The organism is Paenibacillus sp. FSL R10-2736, assembly GCF_038000245.1.
Taxonomy (GTDB): domain Bacteria; phylum Bacillota; class Bacilli; order Paenibacillales; family Paenibacillaceae; genus Paenibacillus_AQ; species Paenibacillus_AQ phytohabitans.
Window position 1 is genome coordinate 814216 of sequence record NZ_JBBOBN010000001.1, and the last position, 14899, is coordinate 829114.

Here is a 14899-nt window from a genome sequence, read left to right on the forward strand (position 1 = left end):
AGGAATGGTGAGAATACATGAAACAGCCTTTATCATTGACCTGGGAACTGGAATCCATTTTCCCTGGAGGTTCGGCTTCCCCCCAGTTTGAGAGTTTTTTGAACCATCTGGAGGAAGACATTGAAAGCTTGCGCCGGCAGGTCGCTGCGGCAGTTGCGCCAACCGATGCTGCTTCTACGGGGTCGCTGGACGGTGTGATCGAACTGCTGCAGAGCTGTGCCGGACGCCTCACGCAGGCTGCAGAATTCACCGGCTGTCTGGGAGCCCAGAATCAGCAGGACAAAGGGGCTGTAAGGCTGTCGTCCAAGGTAACTGGCATGCGGGCCGGATTCGAGGGCGTCAGCTCTGCATTCGACAATGTGCTGCGCCAGACTCCGGACGGGGTATGGGCTGAATGGATGGCACGGCCGGAGATTGCCCCGCTGAGCTTCGTGCTCAGTGAGAGCCGTGATCAGGCCCGGGAGAAGATGAGTCCGGAGCTTGAGAGCCTTGCGCTTGAACTGGCAGTTGACGGATACCATGGCTGGAGCGAGCATTACGAAACGATCGTGAGCCGGGTCCAGATTCCTTTTGAGGATGAAGAAGGCCTGAAGCTGCTGTCTGCCGGCCAAGCCTTCAACAAGCTGGATGACGAGGACCCTGAGGTCCGCAGCACCATGTTCCGCAAATGGGAAGAGGCCTGGGCCGGCGCTGCTGATTATTGTGCCGACACCCTTAACCATCTGGCCGGCTTCCGCCTGAAGCTGTATAAGGGCCGGGGCTGGGAGGATGTGCTGAAGGAGCCGCTTGGCATTAACCGCATGACGCGGGAATCGCTCGATGTGATGTGGGAGGTTATTACGAAGAACAAGCCTGCGATTGTGTCCTACCTGCAGCGCAAGGCGAAGCTTCTGGGTCTGGAATCCCTGGCCTGGGTTGATGTGGAAGCGCCTGTCGGCAAGTCCTCCGGCAAAATCCCTTATGAACAAGCGGCAGCCGATATTGTTACCCAGTTCCGCAAATTCAGTCCGAAGCTGGCGGATTTCGCCGAACATGCTTTTGACAATGAATGGATTGAGGTCGAAGACCGTGCGGCCAAACGCCCCGGAGGATTCTGCGTATCATTCCCGGAGAGCAAAGAATCGCGCATCTTTATGACCTACAGCGGTACTCCGTCCAATGTATCGACGCTTGCGCATGAGCTCGGTCACGCCTATCATTCATTCCTGCTGGATGACCAGCCGCTGTTCAATCAGAACTATGCCATGAACGTGGCTGAGACGGCCTCGACCTTCGCCGAAGTCATAGTGGCTGATGCACAGGTGAAATCCGCAGGCAATGCTGAGGAGAAGCTGGCGCTGCTTGAAGCGAAGATTCAGAACAGCGTAGCGTTCTTCATGAATATTCATGCCCGCTTCCTGTTTGAGACCCGCTTCTACGAGAAACGCAAGGAGGGTCTGGTGAATGCGGAAGAACTGTCTGCCATGATGGAAGAAGCGCAGAAAGAAGCCTTCTGCGGTGTGCTCTCGGAGTACCACCCGCATTTCTGGGCCTCCAAGCTTCATTTCTATATTACGGATGTGCCGTTCTACAACTTCCCTTACACTGTCGGATATATGTTCAGTACCGGACTGTACCGGCTTGCTTTGCAGGAAGGTGCATCCTTTGCTGATAAATATGACAGCCTGCTGAAGGATACCGGAGTTATGACACTGGAGAATCTGGTGTCGAAGCATCTTGGCGTGGACTTGTCCAAGCCGGACTTCTGGCAGGGGGCCGCAGATTTGATTACTGCAGACATTAATGAATTCCTGGAAATGACAGCGCATCTGGCCTAAGAATTTGTCGGAAATAAGGCGAATTGAATTTTTTGCAGTAAAGCAATAGCTATAGAATATGGTATGAATACGCAAAGCCCCTGGAAACAGGGGCTTTTTTAGTTGCGTTTTTGTCGAAAAAGGGCGATAAAAGGATTGATTTAGCTAATGGTATTAAGAAATTTGCGCATTCATAGGGATAATAACCCAATTATGTTGGATAATGTTGAATGCGTTTAATTAGTGACCTATAATGTGCCTAAAGCCTTATATAAGGGCTGTTAGGCTGATACTTTACTACTCTGTATTTTTACCCACACAAAACTTAAGCCATAGCTTACGAAGCGGGTTTTGTGAAGCTGAATCATGGAATTTGTATCACCCACAAAACTTCTAGGAGGATATGTATGTTGAGGACGGAACAACTATCGCTGGCAAGACAAATCGATCTGGTGTTTAAGGAACTGCAGGAAGAATTGTCAGGATTGACTTCCGGTATCGTATTTGTGCAAATCAGAAATAACGTCATCGGAAAGTTCGGCATCCGCCATAATCCGCTTGCCGGTCGCAGCGGGAGCTATGCAGCGGAGCAGGAAGGATTAACTGCGGGTCAGCAATCTTCTTTCCGGGTGATGGCTCTGGAGAGCCTGAAGTACAAGAAGCGCTGGACTCATGGCGAGATCAGCTATGAATTTGCCGTCCGCCAGGGGATGGTGGTGGTGGATGCGACACTGGAGTCTAATTACAATATGGCCAACCTGATGATCCGCTACCCCCGCAGTAACCATGGCGATGTCTCCGACCAGTCCTTTGGCTGATTACCCGATTATATATATCTTTGCATGCCCATATAAAAAGCCCCCTGCGCTTCGACGAGAAGCGCGGGAGGGCTGTGAAGCTGCTCGGCCTAAGCTATGCGCTTGGCCGGATACTTATGATAAGGCTGCTACTACGAACGACCGGACAGTTGTTGCTCTGCCAGTTGCACCAGACGTTTGGTGATGTATCCTCCCAAAGAACCGGTTTCGCGGGAAGTGTAGTTCCCATAATAACCGTCAGCCGGGATAGTTACTCCAAGCTCTTGTGCTGCTTCATATTTCAACTGCTGCAGCGCTGCATTCGCTTGAGGAACGACCAGGTTGTTAGAACGGCTACCACGACCTTGTTGACCTGCTTGACCCATGTTTGTTCACCTCCTTCGCCCGTTGTGAAGATAGTATGAGCGCTAGGGGGAGAATTCATGCACGAATTTCGAAGGTTTAGAGGCTGGTAATTATATGAAATTTATTGGCCGGGATAAATCATCTGCAAGCAGCTGCCAAGCACGAGTGTCTGGCCCGGTTCAAGCGTGGCCATTCCGGTGAAGGAAGCATCCTGCTGAAGATTCGGCGCATCCGGAAGCCAGGTGAGCGGTTCAATGCAGAGGAACTGGTCAGCTTCTCCTTTGGTATAGAGGACCCAATGGCGGAATTGTTCCTTGTCCACCGAATAACGCAGTCCATAGCCGTCATCGCGCATCAGTAACGCTTCGGCAGGCTGATGATCATCCATCCTCAGGGCCGTATCCAGATTCTTGCCTTGGAGGTTCATATGGCTGTTAAGACTATCGAGTTCACCGAGCGGTAATAAATGTCCGCTAGGCAGGAGTTCATTATTTAGCTCATAAACGCTTTGCACAGGGAGAGTTAGGCTCCAGCGCTCAGGGGCGCCGTCAAGCATGAACCATGTATGATAGCCGATACCAAATGGAATGCGCCTGCCGCCCAGATGGGTAACCTTGAGTGTCTGCACCAGGTCGGGGCCCTGCAGGCGGAATGTCATCTCAAGCTTCAGCGGCTCGGGAAATTGCCTGATCCACTCCGGATCATCCGTAGTTGTGAATTCGGTTGTTACCGCGCAGCCCTCCTCGTCCTCTTCAATATCGCTGACGCACCAGGCTTGGGTACGGTGCAGGCCGTGAATATGATGATCGCCTGAATTCCGGTCGAACTGGTAGCTGGTGCCATCGAACGCGAACTGCCCGTTTCGGATACGGCCGGGCGGTACCAGAAGCGGAATGCCGAAGTGATAAGGTTTCTGAATATAAAAAGCCAAGTCGCTTTCATCAGGCTGGCGCAGGATTTGCCGCTCCTCCTTGCGGTCCCATAAGGAAATTACATTGTTCCCCAGCCGGGGCAAAAGCGTGACTTCCAGCTCACGGCTATGCAAAATGTACGTATCATAACCGTTCCACTGCCCTTTGGTCACCTGTTTCATAAGAGATATGCTCCTTTGATAAACTGTAATCAGATCATACACGAATATCCTTATCATACCAGATTTATTCGGCGGTGGTTAGAGATTTGACAACTTCTCCGGCACGCTCTATGATGAAGGCAACAATGAATGACAACAACGTGATGACAGGGACAAGTAAGCATGGACTGTACCTTCAGAAAGCCGGTGGCTGATGTGAACCGGTGGTGCACCTCTGACCGAATGGACCCTTGAGCGCCGCGATCGAACGGGCTGCATAAGCCTTCAGTAGACCGGCCGGCTCTTCCCCGTTAACGGAAGCTAAGGCTGCTTGCCTGTCCTTCAGGGATAACTTAGGAGCAGCGAATAAGGGTGGTACCACGGTCTCACGTCCCTTGCGGATGTGGGGCCTTTTTGCGTCCTGACGCAAACGGAATAAACAGATGATGGAGGATAAAGATCATGGCTAAAAAAGTATTATCGGGGATTCAGCCCAGCGGTTCGCTCACACTCGGGAATTATATCGGAGCGATCAAGAATTTCGTCAAGCTTCAAAGGGAATATGAATGTTACTTCATGGTGGTGGATCTGCATGCCATTACGGTTGCCCAAGACCCCGCTGCCCTTCGTGAGAATTCGGAATCGGTAGCTGCATTGTATCTGGCTGCAGGCATTGATCCTGCCATCTCCCATGTCTACATGCAGTCCCACGTGCCTCAGCATGCTGAGCTGGGATGGATTCTGACTACACTGACTGCTATGGGTGAGCTGGAACGGATGACGCAGTTTAAGGATAAATCGGCAGGCAAAGAATCCGTAGGAGCCGGATTATTCGTATATCCATCGCTGATGGCTGCAGATATCCTGGTCTACAACGCCGATCTGGTACCGGTGGGTGAAGACCAGAAGCAGCATCTGGAGCTGACCCGCGACTTGGCGGGGCGCTTCAATCACCGGTTCGGTGATTTCTTCACCATTCCTGAGCCGTATATTCCTGAAGTCGGGGCGCGGATTATGTCTCTGGATGACGGGACCAAAAAAATGAGCAAAAGCGACCCCAATGCCGGCAGCAGAATCGGTCTGCTGGATCCGCCGGATGTCATCCGCAAAAAGATCAGCCGCGCAACCACGGATTCAGGACGCGAAGTGGTATTTGATCCGGCCAATAAGCCTGAGATCAGCAACCTGATGAGTATCTATGCCGAATGCTCGGGAATGAGCCTCCAGCAGATAGCTGACAAGTATGAAGGGCAAATGTATGGCGGCTTCAAAAAAGAGCTTGGCGAAGTAATCGTCGCCCTGCTTGAACCCATCCAGCAGAGATACCATGAGATCCGCAGCTCAGGCACACTGGGCGATATTCTGGCTCAAGGTGCCGAAAGCGCGCGCAGCAGTGCTGCCCGGACACTGGAAGGCGTGAAGGAACGGATGGGCTTCCTGCCTTACCGTTAAGAGGAGGGCAGCTTGCGCTCGGCCTTGCGTCTCAGCCGGGCTTTGATGATGAAGCCCCAGCCGATATTGAGCACGCACAGGGCGCCGAGCAGCAGCGCCAGCCAAATGTTATAGCTGATTGAAATGGAAGCTGCCGTAAGTATGAGAATTGAAGAGCAGGCGAACCACAGTGACAGACCTTTACCCATATGTTCCAGCCTTCCTTTCTGCTGCAATAGCGGTGGAGCGAGTCCCGGAGTGCTTTCTGCACCCCGGGATTTTCAATTCATATCATGAAGTATAAACTGTAACCGCTTTATTGTGATTGTGCCTTATGCGGTCCGGGGCGTCAAGAGGCGGTGAGAGAATTAGACCTCAGAATCCAGTAAAGGTCCAATGACGGAATCCTGCACAGAATACAACATTTTCTTTATTAAATCGCCTCTAATCAAAAATTGTTGCAAAAGGCAGCATTCTCCTCCTTCATAGCCGCTAAGCGGGGGAATTGCTGTATTTCATACAACAATTCGTAAAGAGGGTGAGCTTCAACTCATTGCCCGTATAAATTAAAAAGATGGCATCCGCATGGGCGGATGCCATCCATCTTCAGGATATGCCTTGTTTACGCTGCTATGTCTTAACTGTCCCCGGATCAATGGCGAAGCGCTCATCGAGCTTCTCACTGCTGAGCCAGCCTACATAAGTATTCAGCGGATGATACTGGTTGTCCATGACCAGTACTGCAACGAACGGGAATTGCTTACGGTGTAAATAACGAACATCCCCCCAGCGTACAATATAACCAGAGGGCAGCTCTTCGACCTCGGCGACAGCGTAAGAGGTGAAGTACAGAAAAGCCTGAATATCCGGATGGGATTTCGAATGTTCAACAGCGGGGTGAGTGGAGCACACCGCATGCTTGAACCATTCCAGCTTGCCGTTGTTCAGCAGTCCGACGTTGTAGCTGCCATCCGGCTTGGCTTTGACCACGTTCCAGCGTGTAGGTGAAATCGTAGGGATGACAAAGTACCGGTCACCAGCGTTATGGTGCACATCCTTGTTCTTGATGTTGCGTGTGATACGCGCATGTACGAGCGTCCGCCAGATGTAATACAAGACGATGCTTGCGTATAGCGTAATGAACAAGGGCGCCGGAGGCACAATCCCGCTGATCCAGAGAATGATCGCTGCCGCATGGCTGCCGAAGATGAACGGATCGAAGATGTGGATAATATTCCAGGCAATCCATTTCTCGGTGAACGGGCGTGCCGCCTGGGTCCCATAGGTGTTGAACAGATCCGAGAACACATGGATGGCAACGCCGATGAAGCTCCAAAGCGCAATATGGCTTAAGGCATGGAGATCCGTTAATCCGAAGACCGGACCTATGACCACTGTGATCAGAGCCGGCCATAACAGTAAAAAGGGCAGGGAATGGGTGATTCCCCTGTGATTGCGGATATAAACTGCATTGTCCTTCAGCCGCAGCGCAGTATCAGCATCCGGTGCCTGAGAAGCGAGTACAGTAGCGACCATTACGGCACCGGCAAGTGTCCCATTCGCGGCGACTGAAGGATCAACGAACGACAGACCGGCGAGTCCCAGTCCCATAACAAAATGTGTAGCGGTATCCATTGTCAGATCTCCTTTGTACGGAAGTTCTCTATTAATAACTACCCAATTTAGCGTCCAGTTATTTAGGGGGGAGGAAATAAATATTGTCACGTAATTGTCGAATTGATGAACATCATGGTCAATGATTGTCAAAGTCTTTCCCAGTTTGCTATGATAAAGTTAATAGCGGAGCGAGTAATATTATCCAGATGTAGCCGAACGGTTACTCAGGCTCCGGCGGAACGTTAAGAAGTCCCTTAGAAGGAGGAACACCATACGTGGACAATCAATTGAGATATCAAGCTTCTTCCGATTCCGCATCAATGTCTGCCAAGTCTCCACCGGAAGGTGCAAGCTGGCGCGACTTCATTACGGTGACGAAACCCGGTATTATCCGTTCCAATCTGATCGCTGCTTTTGCAGGCTACTGGGTAGCTTCAGGCTGGGATGTACAATATGGGCGCTTAATCCTTACCCTGCTCGGCACTATGCTGGTTATGGCCTCGGCCTGTGTATTCAATAATTATTTCGACCGGGATCTGGATATGAAGATGGAAAGAACCCGTGAGCGTGGCTTGCCTACAGGCAGGCTGAAGCCTCAGACAGTGCTGCTGTACGGCATTGGGCTCGGTATTGCCGGCCTGGCTGTGCTGTTTGCTTTCTGCGGAGTACTGGCCGGACTGTTTGGCATCGTCGGCATGTTCGTATATGTTGTAGTGTATACCCTTTGGCTCAAAAGAACATCTACCTGGAGCACATCCGTGGGAGCCATCTCCGGTGCCATGCCGCCTGTAATCGGTTATGTGGCTGTTACCGGAACCGTGGACCTTGGTGCCTGGCTGCTGTTCGCCATGCTCTTCCTGTGGCAGCCGCCCCACTTCTGGGCACTTGGTATCCGCCGCAAAGAGGAGTATAGGGCCGCAGGGTTCCCGCTGCTTCCAGTGGTCAAAGGGACACGCCGCACCAAATTCCAGATGATCCCTTATGTGGCACTGCTGCTGCCTATCCCTGTACTGATGTACATGTATGACTATGCAGGAATATTTTATCTGATTGTATCGTCAGCTTTGTCGCTGGCCTGGCTCTATTTAACCTTAATCGGATTTAAGGCGAAGGATGATGATGCCTGGGCCAAGAAAAATTTCTTCTTCTCCATTAACTATCTGACCATAAGTCTGATTGTGCTGGTATTGAATACGATCCACGGTTAAATTATAGATACACGCGGTGGAAGTACGGATTCTTATGATGAATGGGGAGGGGTCCTGTGCAGACCTTGAAACGCTATAAATGGACCTGGCTGATGCTGCTGGCGGCGGTAATTATGGCCGTCTATCTGGTAGTGAATTCGCTTAGCTTCGGAGACAAGAAGCTGCCGGTCATCGGGGAGGTACAGGACTTCTCTCTGGAGAATGTGGATGGACAGCAGGTGAGCCTTGCGGATACGGCAGGCAAAGCAAGGCTGGTCTATTTCTTCTTCACCGAATGCCCGGATGTGTGCCCTATTACTACTTACATGCTGTCACAGACACAGGATCTGCTGGTGAAGGATGGCAGCTTCGGCAAGGATATTGAATTTGTCTCCATTTCCTTTGACCCGGAGAACGACACACGTGAAGCGATCAAGGCATTCGGCGACAAGTTTCATGCCGATTATAACGGCTGGTATTTCCTGCGCGGGGATCAGGAGCAGGTGCGTAAGCTGGCGGCAGAATCATTCAAGGTTCTGATCTACGGCAACAGTAAGGATGATTTCGCCCATGCCAACCTTATTGGTCTGGTAGACCGGACCAACCGCCTCCGGGGATTATATGATGCCGGCGATACGGAGAATGTGACTCCCGAGTTTCTGGCAGAATCGGTTAAGAAGCTGGCCCGTGAATAGATTTGCCGAAATATACCAAACGCCTTGCCGGATTCCTTCCATTTAAGGAGGACCGGCAAGGCGTTTTTGGTGTTGAACTATAGACCGGAGCCAGCTAGTTGTTGCTGAACGGCTGCGGATAGAGAATATATTCCTCAAGCCCGGCTTTTTCGAGCTGGGTGATGCTGTACTCGTCAGGAGTGCCTTCGACACCGGCATAACCCCGCCGGGTATACATATGCACCGCATCGGGAAAGGCATCGCGCAGTACGCCGCGGATTTTTTTGCCGGAGCTGTCATTGTCCATATACAGGTATACTTCTCCATCACCGACAGTGCGGCGCAGGGATTCCAGCTTGAGTGTGTTCAAGGTGCCGAAAGTGCACAGAATGTCGACCTCCGGCGCGAGCAGCCGTCTCAGCCGGCTGCGGTCATTCTTGCCTTCGACAATAATGGTAATAGACATTGTTGCTCACTCCCGGATCGTAGTTGGTTATGACGATATTGTACCTAAGCTTCGCCAATTTTAACAGCTCAAAGAGCAATATGTATTCATTCCCCGGGAAATGTCGTAAAAACAAACGTCATCAAACAAACAATCACCCGGCAGAAAAAATGCGGGTGATTGCTGGCGAATGCGGCTGGAATCAGGCGGCATGGCCGTTCAAGCCCGGAGAATAAGCAGCGGGACTGCCGGATCTCCCGGGGGGAAGCAGCAGAAGGGCTGTCATCAGCAGCACGAAGGCAATGAAGTAAGGGGAGACATAGTCCCGCAGCTGTCCGGCGGCTACCGGCCCGGCAAATGCCCCGAGCGACATGGCGATGGATTGCAGCGAGAAGGTACGGCCCATCCGGCCTGCACCGCCCAGACTGATGAACAGGGAAGCCATGGCCGGGAATAACACACCTTTGGCTGCGCCCAGCATGAACAGAACGGCTCCCGCCGGGATGCTGCGGAAGGCGGCCAGAGTGAAGAAGCAGATCGCCATTCCCAGCAGGGCGGCAGCAATGCGGATGCCAGGGGCCAGCCGGTTCAGGAAGAACAGGCTGAGGGTCAGTAGTGCCCCCAAGCTGAGCAGCGACAGCAGAATTCCGGTCGAAATCATTCCGCCGCTTCCTTGAGACAGCGGAAGTTCAAAGAAGAGTACCCCTTGGGAGCAGGATACGAAAAAAGGCAGCAGATAGTAGCGCTTAGAGACTGGAATATCGGCTGACAGCGGATTCGCTGCTTTCTCCTGCGGCAGCGGCAGAGCGGGTTTGTGTACAGCCAGCGCAGGAGAATGCTTCGGGACACTGAAGAAGGCCATCACACCTGTCAGGATCAGCAGCCAGCCCAGCGTGCTGAAGGTACCGGAATAGCCGGCCTTGGCCACGATGAACGCACCAGCCGCCGGTGAGACCACAGAGGCCAACGTGTGGATGATCCCGTGGCCTGACATGTACTTGCCCTGGGTAGCCGGGTCAGAGGAGAGGGAGGCCAGCAGGGTCATGCAGGCAGGCGAGAGGAAGGCCAGTGCGAAGCCGCTTGCTGCGCGCAGCAGCAGCAGATGCCAGGGCAGCTGGGCATGGGCCTGCAGCAGCAGAATTAGCCCGGCTGCTGTAAGGGCAAAGACGATGTAACGGCGGCTGCCGTTGCGGTCAACCAGTACACCGGCCAGCAGGTTGCCGGGGAGGTGGGTCAGCGAATACATCCCCATCATCCAGCCGATGAAGGCCGGCCCAGCTCCCAAAGACATGGCAAACGGCGTCAGAATGGGATACTGGGCATGCAGGTCAAAGAAGGCCAGGAACAGAAACAGATACAGCCACAGCGCGGTTTTCACGGGTAACACCTCCAGATTGGTGGCCAGCCGATGAGTAATGGAACGGAATTCACTTGGAAGAAACGGCCTACTTGTACTTTACGTGCGCCGGAGGGGGCTTATACCATTTTCTTGGCCAAACTCTGTATGCGCTTCTGCAGCCCGGGAACCATGAATTATAAGAGGCATTCATGTATAATAATGATTATTATTGAAATGTCTGACGGGACAGGAGTTCCGGAGTGGCGAAATTTGCGATAGGGGTGTTGTGAAATTGATGGATCCGGCAGTGTGGTCACAATTTATCAGAGAGAATTGGCTTGTTATCGTTATTGCGCTTGTCCTGCTGTTTGCAGTAATTAATCTCGTTAAGACTGTACTGAAATGGGCAATTGTTATCATTATCGTTGCAGGCCTGTTCATCTACAGCGGGGTGACCATGGATCAGATAGGTAATGCTGTTAACAAAGTGGCGGACGGGACGGTCAGCACACTGAAGAACGAAGCGCAGGAAGTCATGCTTAAGGAAGCGCAGGATGCGGTGTATACCTCCGGCGGTGACGGTACTTTTACGATCACTACTCCGAACCTGGAAGTGAAGGGCTCAGCAGCAGAGGATAAGGTTGAAGTAATCTTCCGCGGGGTCAGTCTTGGAAAGTGGAGTGTAACGGATACCACCAAAACATTTATCGATGAAGCCCGGAAGCAGGCCGGCAAATAAAAGTGCAGCTGAACCAAGGACTATATAGCCGCAGAAGGAGGAGCGAGAGAGATGCTAAACAGCTGGATAGATAGTCTTAGTGAGGCCAATATCATCTCGATCGTCCTGCTGGTGGTCGTGCTGTTCTCCGTACTGCAGGGTTGGGGCCGGGGCTTCAAAAGAGCAGCCGGAGGGCTGTTTGGACTGCTCGGATCAGGAATAATGGCGATCGCGGCCCTGATCATGGCGGTTCCGGCCGCTGTATACCTCTCGCCACTAGCCGGGGAGTGGGCATCAGGCGTTGTTCTCCCTGACATCCGGCTGAGCCAGTGGCAGCAGGTGTATTACACAGCAGTATCGGTGCTGGCGAACTCTCCGCTTGTGCGGTTCCTGCTCCTGCTCCTTCTGTCCTACAGTCTGATCCGCCTAATGCTGGGTCTGCTGTTCCTGCTCCTGCCTTTCCGGCTGCCGCGATTTTCTTCAAGGACTACAGGGAAGATTACGGGGGCCAGCCGTCTGAGCGGTGCCGTTCTCGGCTTCGCTGCAGGGCTTGCCCGCGCACTTGTCCTGGTCTTCGCGCTCTACATCGGCGTAGGGCTGAATCCGGACAGCGGCTTCAGCCGCTACGTGGAGTCCTCGCCGATCTACAGCCAGAGTGCGGCAGCGGTATTTGAGCCGCTGGCCGGTGAACAGGTCCGGGGTAAGCTTCCGGTGCTGACCAAGGCGGTAGCCGCCGAGATGAATGATATTTTGCGGCGCAAATATGAAGTGATTGACCATGATATCTCCGCGGACATCGCCGGTGCAGCCGCAGATATTGCCGGACAGGCTGACGGGGATGAAGAGAAGGCCAAGCTGCTCTATGATTGGATCGGCTCACGCATCACCTATGACTATACCAAGGCAGAGAACTATGAGCAGAAACGGATCTGGCATGAGCAGACTCCGCAGGATACCTTTGATACCCGGCTGGGGGTATGTATAGATTATGCCCGCCTCTATGCCATGATGGCCCGTTCGCAGGGCCTTCAGGTGCGGGTTGTAACCGGCAGGGGCTATGACGGGCAGGGCGGTTATGGCCCCCATGCCTGGAATGAGGTCTATATCAGCAGCAGGGAAGCCTGGATTCCGCTGGATTCTACCTGGGCCAGCAGCGGTAACTGGTTCAATACCAAGGATTTCGATTCAACGCATATCAAGGAAAACATCCTCTGACAAGAAGCGGGAGCTCCTCCATCTATGGTACAATAACAGCGTGTAAGAAGAGCTCTGCCTGTGGACTGCCGGATACACGGTTTTGCATAACATACAAGGAGAGGACATGCTGTGAGATGGTTCGGTAAGCCGGGCTCCCGCCCGGATGGAGGTTCTGCCCGAAACTACCTGAGTTTACGCATAAATCTGTTTTTCTTCGGCACTTTTTTTATTTTCTGCATCATTATTATCCGCCTTGCAGGGCTGCAGTTTGTGGAGAGTCCTGAGCTTACTGAGGTCGAGGCCAGCCGGGAGACCAAGGATGTGCCGCTTGCGGCGATCCGGGGAATTATTCATGCTGCCGGCGGTGAGAAACTTGCCTATTCCACATCCATTCAGTCGTTATATATCACTTTAACCAAAGAATATACAGCCAAAGTCAAGAATAAGGACACCGGAGTATACGACTTCACTGCTCAAGCCAAGGCAAGGACGAAGTCACTGGTGGCGCGGCTCACGTCAGTTTTTAATGAATATGGTGATCCTTCCGCCAAAAAACTCTCGCAGGAGGATATCCTTGCTCTGCTGGATCTTGATTATAAGAAATCGCTTGGTTATGTCCCGCGCAAAATTAAGACGGGACTGACAGTGAAGGAAATCGCTCATTTGATGGAGAACAAGGAAAGCTATCCTGGGGTAGCTGTTGTGGAAGAAAGCGTCCGCCATTATGACAAGGATACAGTGGCAGTTCAGACGGTAGGTTATATGAAGCTGTTCCGTTCTACAGAGGACTATAATATATACAAGAATATCCGTAATGCCATGAAACAAACGGGTGCTGATCCCGGCCTGACTTACAGGGAAGATGAATTTGTCGGTATCTATGGTCTCGAACAGCAATATCAGCGCGAGCTTAGAGGCAAGAACGGTTATCAGACCCTCTCCGTTAATCCGCAGAACATGGCTGAGGAAGTCATTGCATCGGTTCCGCCTGTCAAGGGCAACGATATCTGGATGACGATCAATAAAAGCGTGCAAATGAAGACAGAGCAGGCGATTATGGATCAGATCCGCTGGCTGCATACCAATCCGGTACAGGGTAAGTATCATCCGGATGCTCTAACCGGGTATGCGGTTGCGATGGAAGTGGATACAGGTAATGTAGTAGCCATGGCCAGCATGCCGGACTATGATACGAATGTCTGGAATGCCGAGAAGCTGCTGCCGGAAGTGTACGATAAGATTAAGAATAATAACCAGAATGGCACGATTAACCAGAATACCTCCGGTGTCTCAGGGAATGGCCTGAAGTCCTTGATTTTCCTGGGTTCCACAATCAAACCGTTAAGTGTGTTAATTGGTCTCAATGAAGGCTTATTCACCACCACCGATACGTATACGGACAAGGGAATCGCGTATTTCGGCAAAGATGACAGTTCCTCAGTGAGCAATTCCTCCGGTCACGTCCTGGGGCCGCTTGATCCGGCCAAGGCGATCCAGGAGTCATCCAATGCTTTTATGGTAGACTGGGTCGGCAATGCGCTCTATAAGAAGTATCAGGGTGAAGGAATCGCGGTATGGGACAAGTATATGAAGGCCTTCGGACTTGGGGTGTCGACACAAAGCGGACTGCCGGGTGAGAGTGCCGGAGTTGCCGATTATATCAACACGAAGCAAGCGGGTTCTGTCCAGGCGGCGTTAGTCTTTGCCTCCTTCGGTCAGAAAGGTAAATATACCGCACTGCAGCTTGCCCAGTATACAGCGACGCTTGCCAATGAAGGGGAACGGATCAAGCCGCAGCTGGTCAGCAGGATTACTGATGCCGAAGGCCATACGGTTAAGGAATTCGGACGGGAAGTGCTGGACAAAATTACGTTTGATCCTTCTTACTGGAAGGAAATCAAGCAGGGGATGAACACGTCAGTTAAGGTGTTTGACGGATTCCCGTATGACTTTGCCCGCAAGACAGGGACCTCTGAAATGGATGCGTACGGTGCGGTCCGTGACAACGGAGTCTTCATTGCTTATGCTCCGCGCGAGCATCCCAAGCTTGCTGTAGCGGTGATCATTCCGGAAGGCGGCTTTGGATCGAACAGTGCTGCACCGGTGGCCCGCAAAATATTTGAAGCCTATGACTCAGAATACGGGCTCGATGGAGTCCCCAAAAAAAATCTTCCGCCAGTAGCGGAGAAACAAGAGTCAACTGTGAACTAAGAGGTTTATATTATTTTCCCGCTGAAACGGTGCTGTCCTTATCAAGGGC

The 14899-nt window shown here is 52.2% G+C and carries 14 protein-coding genes; 8 read left to right on the forward strand and 6 right to left on the reverse strand.

All coding sequences use genetic code 11. The features are described from left to right. Nucleotides 1-17: 17 nt before the first annotated feature. On the forward strand, nucleotides 18-1817 hold the full coding sequence (locus tag NSQ73_RS03620) for a M3 family oligoendopeptidase (RefSeq protein WP_340985422.1): 1800 nt from the start codon (nucleotides 18-20) through the stop codon (nucleotides 1815-1817). A 386-nt stretch (nucleotides 1818-2203) separates the two neighbouring features. Continuing rightward, nucleotides 2204-2614 (forward strand): hypothetical protein, encoded by a 411-nt coding sequence (locus tag NSQ73_RS03625; protein WP_042139842.1) that lies wholly within the window; start codon nucleotides 2204-2206, stop codon nucleotides 2612-2614. A 131-nt stretch (nucleotides 2615-2745) separates the two neighbouring features. Here NSQ73_RS03625 and NSQ73_RS03630 read toward each other — a convergent pair whose 3' ends face one another. Beyond that, nucleotides 2746-2979, reverse strand: a complete 234-nt coding sequence (locus NSQ73_RS03630) for an alpha/beta-type small acid-soluble spore protein (protein WP_039307200.1) — start codon at nucleotides 2977-2979, stop codon at nucleotides 2746-2748. 101 nt (nucleotides 2980-3080) lie between these two features. Next, entirely contained in the window at nucleotides 3081-4052 is a 972-nt protein-coding gene (locus NSQ73_RS03635; protein WP_340985423.1) for an aldose 1-epimerase, read from the reverse strand. 441 nt (nucleotides 4053-4493) lie between these two features. Between NSQ73_RS03635 and trpS the strand changes: the two genes are divergently transcribed. After that, on the forward strand, nucleotides 4494-5483 hold the full coding sequence (gene trpS, locus NSQ73_RS03640) for a tryptophan--tRNA ligase (RefSeq protein ID WP_042139840.1): 990 nt from the start codon (nucleotides 4494-4496) through the stop codon (nucleotides 5481-5483). On the opposite strand, the gene NSQ73_RS03645 is transcribed toward trpS, so the two are convergent. Next, nucleotides 5480-5671: a hypothetical protein gene (locus NSQ73_RS03645; RefSeq protein WP_042139839.1), complete on the reverse strand. Its 192-nt coding sequence runs from the start codon at nucleotides 5669-5671 to the stop codon at nucleotides 5480-5482. The two genes, trpS and NSQ73_RS03645, sit on opposite strands and share 4 nt — an antisense overlap. 421 nt (nucleotides 5672-6092) lie before the next feature. Then, the gene (locus NSQ73_RS03650; RefSeq protein WP_042139837.1) at nucleotides 6093-7097 is read right to left on the reverse strand and encodes a metal-dependent hydrolase; all 1005 of its coding nucleotides are present in this window, start codon (nucleotides 7095-7097) and stop codon (nucleotides 6093-6095) included. 257 nt (nucleotides 7098-7354) lie between these two features. On the opposite strand from NSQ73_RS03650, the gene cyoE reads away from it, so the two are divergent. Both cyoE and NSQ73_RS03660 read left to right on the forward strand, forming a co-directional pair. After that, complete coding sequence (gene cyoE / locus NSQ73_RS03655; RefSeq protein WP_042217328.1) at nucleotides 7355-8287, forward strand: heme o synthase; 933 nt, start codon at nucleotides 7355-7357, stop codon at nucleotides 8285-8287. A 56-nt stretch (nucleotides 8288-8343) separates the two neighbouring features. Continuing rightward, complete coding sequence (locus tag NSQ73_RS03660; protein WP_152679882.1) at nucleotides 8344-8961, forward strand: SCO family protein; 618 nt, start codon at nucleotides 8344-8346, stop codon at nucleotides 8959-8961. Between the two features lie 94 nt (nucleotides 8962-9055). On the opposite strand, the gene NSQ73_RS03665 is transcribed toward NSQ73_RS03660, so the two are convergent. Both NSQ73_RS03665 and NSQ73_RS03670 read right to left on the reverse strand, forming a co-directional pair. Beyond that, nucleotides 9056-9406: a DNA primase gene (locus tag NSQ73_RS03665; protein WP_039307212.1), complete on the reverse strand. Its 351-nt coding sequence runs from the start codon at nucleotides 9404-9406 to the stop codon at nucleotides 9056-9058. Nucleotides 9407-9587: 181 nt separating this feature from the next. Continuing rightward, nucleotides 9588-10763: an MFS transporter gene (locus NSQ73_RS03670; RefSeq protein ID WP_340985424.1), complete on the reverse strand. Its 1176-nt coding sequence runs from the start codon at nucleotides 10761-10763 to the stop codon at nucleotides 9588-9590. Nucleotides 10764-11019: 256 nt separating this feature from the next. Between NSQ73_RS03670 and NSQ73_RS03675 the strand changes: the two genes are divergently transcribed. The 3 genes from NSQ73_RS03675 to NSQ73_RS03685 all read left to right on the forward strand — a co-directional run bounded on the left by NSQ73_RS03675 (nucleotide 11020) and on the right by NSQ73_RS03685 (nucleotide 14850). Continuing rightward, entirely contained in the window at nucleotides 11020-11463 is a 444-nt protein-coding gene (locus NSQ73_RS03675) for a hypothetical protein (RefSeq protein WP_042139835.1), read from the forward strand. 51 nt (nucleotides 11464-11514) lie between these two features. Beyond that, complete coding sequence (locus tag NSQ73_RS03680; protein WP_039307218.1) at nucleotides 11515-12657, forward strand: transglutaminase domain-containing protein; 1143 nt, start codon at nucleotides 11515-11517, stop codon at nucleotides 12655-12657. Between the two features lie 111 nt (nucleotides 12658-12768). After that, a complete protein-coding gene (locus NSQ73_RS03685; RefSeq protein ID WP_340985425.1) occupies nucleotides 12769-14850 on the forward strand; it encodes a peptidoglycan D,D-transpeptidase FtsI family protein in 2082 nt (693 codons plus the stop codon). The last annotated feature ends 49 nt before the right edge of the window (nucleotides 14851-14899 follow it).

What these genes read in the sequence shown, in the direction of transcription:
- NSQ73_RS03620 (WP_340985422.1), top strand. Translation starts at nt 18, where the DNA reads ATGAAACAGCCTTTATCATTGACCTGGGAACTGGAATCCATTTTCCCT.
- NSQ73_RS03625 (WP_042139842.1), top strand. Translation starts at nt 2,204, where the DNA reads ATGTTGAGGACGGAACAACTATCGCTGGCAAGACAAATCGATCTGGTG.
- NSQ73_RS03630 (WP_039307200.1), bottom strand. Translation starts at nt 2,979, where the DNA reads ATGGGTCAAGCAGGTCAACAAGGTCGTGGTAGCCGTTCTAACAACCTG.
- NSQ73_RS03635 (WP_340985423.1), bottom strand. Translation starts at nt 4,052, where the DNA reads ATGAAACAGGTGACCAAAGGGCAGTGGAACGGTTATGATACGTACATT.
- trpS (WP_042139840.1), top strand. Translation starts at nt 4,494, where the DNA reads ATGGCTAAAAAAGTATTATCGGGGATTCAGCCCAGCGGTTCGCTCACA.
- NSQ73_RS03645 (WP_042139839.1), bottom strand. Translation starts at nt 5,671, where the DNA reads ATGGGTAAAGGTCTGTCACTGTGGTTCGCCTGCTCTTCAATTCTCATA.
- NSQ73_RS03650 (WP_042139837.1), bottom strand. Translation starts at nt 7,097, where the DNA reads ATGGATACCGCTACACATTTTGTTATGGGACTGGGACTCGCCGGTCTG.
- NSQ73_RS03665 (WP_039307212.1), bottom strand. Translation starts at nt 9,406, where the DNA reads ATGTCTATTACCATTATTGTCGAAGGCAAGAATGACCGCAGCCGGCTG.
- NSQ73_RS03675 (WP_042139835.1), top strand. Translation starts at nt 11,020, where the DNA reads ATGGATCCGGCAGTGTGGTCACAATTTATCAGAGAGAATTGGCTTGTT.
- NSQ73_RS03680 (WP_039307218.1), top strand. Translation starts at nt 11,515, where the DNA reads ATGCTAAACAGCTGGATAGATAGTCTTAGTGAGGCCAATATCATCTCG.